The following is a 5,043-nucleotide window of genomic DNA, read 5'->3' as shown; positions in this document are numbered from 1 at the left end:
CTACACAAGCCGTAAATTCCGTCAGTTAATCTGGCGCTATCGCTTAACGCAAAGCATGAGTCGCAGAGGAAATTGTTGGGACAATAGTCCTATGGAACGCTTCTTCAGAAGCCTTAAAACTGAATGGGTTCCAACGACAGGTTACGTGAGCTTTACGAAAGCAAAGCAGAAGATTGGTGAATATATTCATGGCTATTACAGCCGACTGAGACCGCATTCGTACAACGGTGGTTTAACGCCAAATGAATCGGAAAAACGTTACTGGAATAGCTACAACTATGTGGCCAAAATGACTTGACCACTACAAGACGGACCAGAAACCAATGCCAAAACGAGCAATTGGTGAATAGTCACTTTCAGTGTATGTGACTTCACAGGACCTACTGCTACCGACTGTTAACAAGTTATTCAGAACCGTACGCTCAGACATCCCACAACCATTATCTGAGACAGAGACAGAATGGCTGTCTCTGTTGAAAGCAACACGCACCTCTGGGTGATACTTATCTGACGGCGCAGAATGATGCGCTCTATACCGACATGCCTCTACAGAGTTTTGAACTAGTTCTCGAAGGGCTATACCTTGATCTCGTCGCCAAATCGCATTAGATGCGATGAGGTCAATGACATTTCTCTTATTTAACCTAACCCCGAGGCGATGAAATTCTCCGTGACTAAGTGTAAGGTCACAATGAAATGTACCTCCTCTTATTTTCAAGCGCTTAACATTAGAGCGGTGGTCAATATCACTGTAACCTTGAATCCATTCTTCCATTTGGTCAAAAGTTCGATGGGCAAGCGCCAATACATTTTCATCGGAAAATGTTCCGCTCACAATAATACGGCCGTCTTGGGCTACTGCAAGACTATCTCCGGTACATACATGCTTCATGTTTTCTGCATACGATATCTTGGCTGGAGAACTTTGGTCTTTCACCAGTTGCTCAAGGACACCATCAACAACGCGTGTGTCACTAAACTCAATAGCGTCTGCAACACATACAATTACTGCTAACTGAGCTAGGTCGCTTTCTTTCTGACCAGCCGCAAATGGGCGATAAAGTTCTTTTTCAAGTTGAGGAATGGAATAATTATGGGCCTTCATCATGAGGTCCAAAGCCGAAACAAGGTTACGAGGAACTGCCAGAGACTCTGCATGTTCCTCTATATATCTGCCACCACGATTTGAATGGTTCTTCCTTAAATGGTTTTGAAGATCTTCACTAGTCTTCCAACCATCTTGGGAACTAAGCCCAAGCTTTTCTCTCAATGATTCTTCTTCCCCAGGGAATACAGCCATCCCTAAATCATGAGCATATGCTGCTGCAATCAGTAAAAATATTTCCTGAGCTGTAAGGGCTTCTGGCAACTCAACATCGAAGCAAGCTCCAAGTAAACATTGCTCCATCCTATGAACAACTTGATAACCATGATGCACATCATGCCGTGTATAGTATGGGAAATAGTTCTTGATTGACGCCATAAGAGGCTCAATTGCACGAACAAATGTTTCAATTCGCTCAGCATATTCTGAGTCGAGAGATAGTAGCTGAGTATAAAGCTTTGTCTCTTTAAGCTCAGTAATGGAATCTCTTACTTTCATTATTTCCCTTTCTCTATTCTATAAACTTCTTACTGACAACGTAACTATCGGACACATAACGCTGAGCTCAGTTGCAAAATAGTTGGCGCGTCATTTTGCTCTGCAAAATGCGGGACAATTATTTTGTCAATTAGAGCGATTTGTTAGATGATTATTTCTATGAAACTACATCTACGGCACTGGCAATACTGCACAATTACATAAATCATCGCTTTCAAAAGCGGTGTACTCACCCGCAGCAAGACCCGGAACTGGAAATAAACGAACAGTTAACGGTTTATTTAATCGATATGCCATAGTTCCAGTGTCTCTCATAAGTGCAGAGATCTTATTTACAGTGGTATCACCAGGAATAGGAACGGTATCTAAACCGATACCACAAACAGAACTAAAGGTTAACAGCGATCGTATATCAAAGTTTTTTAGTTTAGTTCCTTCAGCTAAACCGGTATCTTCCGTCAATGCTAGCATAAGACCTGAAAAACCCACCAAATTGACGCCTTTTAATGACTTAAAAACTCTGGTCAATAATGAAGAGGCTTCAACAGTCCCCGATGAACCAAAATACTCTACTCCCATTTCTTCATACACTTCAGCCATGCTAGAACAATTCTTCGATGGAGCGGCTGAGCTATCAAATCCTGAAAACTTAAAATTATGCTTATACTCTAAGTCCAATATGATTTTGTTAATACTAGATATATGGTGCTGAAGCGCGTTACTCATGACCTGATAATAATTTTTCTGACGCTCATTATGACTCGTTGATGTAGTACTTTGATTGTATTCTTTGAGGACACTTACTAGTAAGTCTGGAGTCTCCAGACCAATAACAAAACAATCACCTAACTTTTTATCGTGATAACCTGCTGGAAAATATGGAATAAGCGGTTTACAGTTAAAATTAACAGTGAAGTTAAAATTCCCTTCCCCCCTTTCAGTTATTTGACTGATTTTCAGCACCGTCTTAGCTGACTCATCGATAAGATCATTGTTAAGAATTCCAAACTCATCCAAGCTTACGTTTACACAAACATTGCATAAATCACCAAAGTCTCTAATAAGTTCTGGAACCAACTTTATTTCATGTTTTGTTTTCGCTTCACCGATGGCAAAACGAACACGAAGTCCAGACTTGTTTGCATCTTCTAACAATTGACTTATATATTGTAAATCGGCTTTTGCTGTTTCATATGATTCAACATTAAGATAGTCACCAAATGAATTAGTCACGATTCTTACCGACTGAACGATATATCCATTATCAATAAATTCCTCTGATAATTTAGTGCAAAAAGAAGATGCTTTCTCAATTTCCTTTTCCCAGGTACTCCTATCTTTCCCCAAGCTGATAAACGTGGTTATTGTTCTTATTTTACAAAGTTCTTTATTTTTGTAATTCACCATAATTTACTTCGTCCTTGATTGTTGGTTTATTATCTAACGCCCGGCTAAAAGGCGCGGCGACAGCCGCGTCCAGCGGAACGAAGTGGAGCGGTTTTTGAGCCGTTTGTTAAGCATTTAGCCACTGATTCCAAACTAAGTTTGACCAACCTCCCAACGGATTGAGTGGTTTCAGTGGCCTAAGTGGATTTAAGGGCCTCAATGGGCGAAGCGGCCTTAACGGTTTTAATGGTCTCAACGGAGTAAGTGGCTTGAGTGTTCCGCTAGGGCTTGCCCCTTCAAGCCATGCGACAGGTTTTCCATTCCGGTCAAGTAACGAACCGTCATGGATTGGACCCAGCCAGCTCAATGTGTTTGATGAAAAGAAATGATCACCACTTAAAAAAGCAACCCATTCCAGGTTTAAATCAAAGATATTTTCTCCATCAAACCATCCCGAAAGTTGAACATTCTGATCAAATATTGGAGTCATGTTTGTTCCTCGTTCTGTGTGCTTAACGCCTAAATCAGGTGCGCCGTAGGCGTCACTTGAATTTACTTGTTAGTTCTGACCTTCCATTGACTTGATAGAGAATATTACAACTGGCATTGCTCTGTCATGCAAAGCTGCCTCATAAAAACTATCAGGTGTTTTTATCTCGGTAATGTGCTTAGCTATCTTTGTGCTATAGCTGCTACAATCACACAGAGAATCATCTGGACTAGTCAATAATGCTAGGCTCATATGTTCATCTAGAAAAATGACTTCTTTAGCAGAGACACACCTTTTCTTATTAGTAGTAAAGATACTCTTTGGTAAGTTAGATTCTTTACATTGAGCTAATATTTCATTGTTCAATACATCCCAGTAAGATTCTCCATTAAGCTTTTGTCCACTGCTCCACTTAGGATCAAACTTAAACTCCTTACCAGACTCAACTTTATCAGTACCCAGGGTAGTCCGTTTTAACAGTGCTTCAAGCAACTGACCTAAGGTATATTGACATTTTTCTCCCAATTTTGAAGGCCCACACATCCATCTAGACTTCCAAACCTCGGATTTAGTTGGAGGACAAACTCCAAACCAACCGAATGGAGGAATTTCACCAGTGGGACAATCGATTTCCATATCTTTATATATCGGACTTTTATTCCCTGAAGTTTTGTATAAATCAAATTTCGGCCAAGAACTAAGAAGAGCAAGTTCCTTTGCTGTACTATTATTCTTTGCTTTTGATGTCCCTACTGGCACTATTGGTTCTTTTACTGATACGGACCTTTTTGCTTGGAAAAGTAATGCGAGGCTTGATTCATGAGCTATCTTTTCTTGCCCATTTTGGTAGTAACCATTCTCATTGAAGAAATAAAAAGCAGCATCAGCCACCTCAACCTTCTTTGTGATCTTATTGTTATTATGATCTTTGATATTTTGCTTTGAAAAATCAGCCAATGGCCGTTTATCAATCCAACATAATGATATATCAAGGCTTTGCTTATAATATTGCTCATTTGCTAATCCAGAACCAATTACTTTTAGCATCCCTTTGATAAAGCCTGGATTAAACAACTTAGATAACTGATGAAGTTCTGAGGTTTTCTCCAAATCAACATATTGACCGATTATTAACTTATCTATCTTGTCACTATCAACATTCATATCTTCTACTATTACTTGAAAGAACTAACGCCGCAAGCACGTGCGGCTTTGTAGTGAAGGCGAAGCCGCAACGGAAAAGCCGTCGCCGTGCCTAGCCTTGTTATGGCTACTTCGCCCGTTTGATGGCACATGTCCCAGACCTATTAACGACATTAGTAGCTCGTTTTGCCATAGCTGCTCAAATATATCTTTTTGCAAAGGCAACAACTTTAGAGCGCCTTGCCCAGAGATGAGCCAATAATTACTCCAAAGCTCATGATAAAAGCTGCCGCACAAAATGCCGCTAAGACAATCAGGCCAGTTTTCTCGGCTTTTGGCACTGAGCTCCACCAATTTTTAATTTCATTAATCATAAAGTTTCCCAAAACATCCGAACGCGAAATTACTTAGCCATAACGCC

General features: G+C 40.3%; 6 protein-coding genes. 1 reads left to right on the top strand and 5 read right to left on the bottom strand.

Annotated elements, in window-relative coordinates; translation table 11 throughout:
- The coding region (locus ACIDEJ_RS15080; protein WP_411988876.1) for an integrase core domain-containing protein at positions 1-298 on the top strand (298 nt) is incomplete at its 5' end.
- Positions 299-301: 3 nt separating this feature from the next.
- On the opposite strand, the gene ACIDEJ_RS15075 is transcribed toward ACIDEJ_RS15080, so the two are convergent.
- The 5 genes from ACIDEJ_RS15075 to ACIDEJ_RS15055 all read right to left on the bottom strand — a co-directional run bounded on the left by ACIDEJ_RS15075 (position 302) and on the right by ACIDEJ_RS15055 (position 4,996).
- A complete protein-coding gene (locus ACIDEJ_RS15075) occupies positions 302-1,603 on the bottom strand; it encodes an HD domain-containing protein (RefSeq protein WP_411988875.1) in 1,302 nt (433 codons plus the stop codon).
- A 171-nt stretch (positions 1,604-1,774) separates the two neighbouring features.
- Complete coding sequence (locus ACIDEJ_RS15070) at positions 1,775-3,010, bottom strand: DUF711 family protein (RefSeq protein ID WP_411988874.1); 1,236 nt, start codon at positions 3,008-3,010, stop codon at positions 1,775-1,777.
- Between the two features lie 106 nt (positions 3,011-3,116).
- The gene (locus ACIDEJ_RS15065; protein ID WP_411988873.1) at positions 3,117-3,479 is read right to left on the bottom strand and encodes a 4-fold beta flower protein; all 363 of its coding nucleotides are present in this window, start codon (positions 3,477-3,479) and stop codon (positions 3,117-3,119) included.
- Positions 3,480-3,548: 69 nt separating this feature from the next.
- Positions 3,549-4,643, bottom strand: coding sequence for a hypothetical protein (locus ACIDEJ_RS15060; RefSeq protein ID WP_411988872.1), 1,095 nt, complete (start codon positions 4,641-4,643; stop codon positions 3,549-3,551).
- Positions 4,644-4,852: 209 nt separating this feature from the next.
- On the bottom strand, positions 4,853-4,996 hold the full coding sequence (locus tag ACIDEJ_RS15055; protein ID WP_411987133.1) for a hypothetical protein: 144 nt from the start codon (positions 4,994-4,996) through the stop codon (positions 4,853-4,855).
- Between the last annotated feature and the right edge of the window lie 47 nt (positions 4,997-5,043).

The sequence above is a fragment of the Shewanella mytili genome, from assembly GCF_046765975.1.
GTDB classification, from domain to species: Bacteria; Pseudomonadota; Gammaproteobacteria; order Enterobacterales; family Shewanellaceae; genus Shewanella; species Shewanella mytili.
This window is presented reverse-complemented; position numbering and strand designations above follow the sequence as displayed.

What these genes read in the sequence shown, in the direction of transcription:
- ACIDEJ_RS15065 (WP_411988873.1), bottom strand. Translation starts at nt 3,479, where the DNA reads ATGACTCCAATATTTGATCAGAATGTTCAACTTTCGGGATGGTTTGAT.
- ACIDEJ_RS15060 (WP_411988872.1), bottom strand. Translation starts at nt 4,643, where the DNA reads ATGAATGTTGATAGTGACAAGATAGATAAGTTAATAATCGGTCAATAT.
- ACIDEJ_RS15075 (WP_411988875.1), bottom strand. Translation starts at nt 1,603, where the DNA reads ATGAAAGTAAGAGATTCCATTACTGAGCTTAAAGAGACAAAGCTTTAT.
- ACIDEJ_RS15055 (WP_411987133.1), bottom strand. Translation starts at nt 4,996, where the DNA reads ATGATTAATGAAATTAAAAATTGGTGGAGCTCAGTGCCAAAAGCCGAG.
- ACIDEJ_RS15070 (WP_411988874.1), bottom strand. Translation starts at nt 3,010, where the DNA reads ATGGTGAATTACAAAAATAAAGAACTTTGTAAAATAAGAACAATAACC.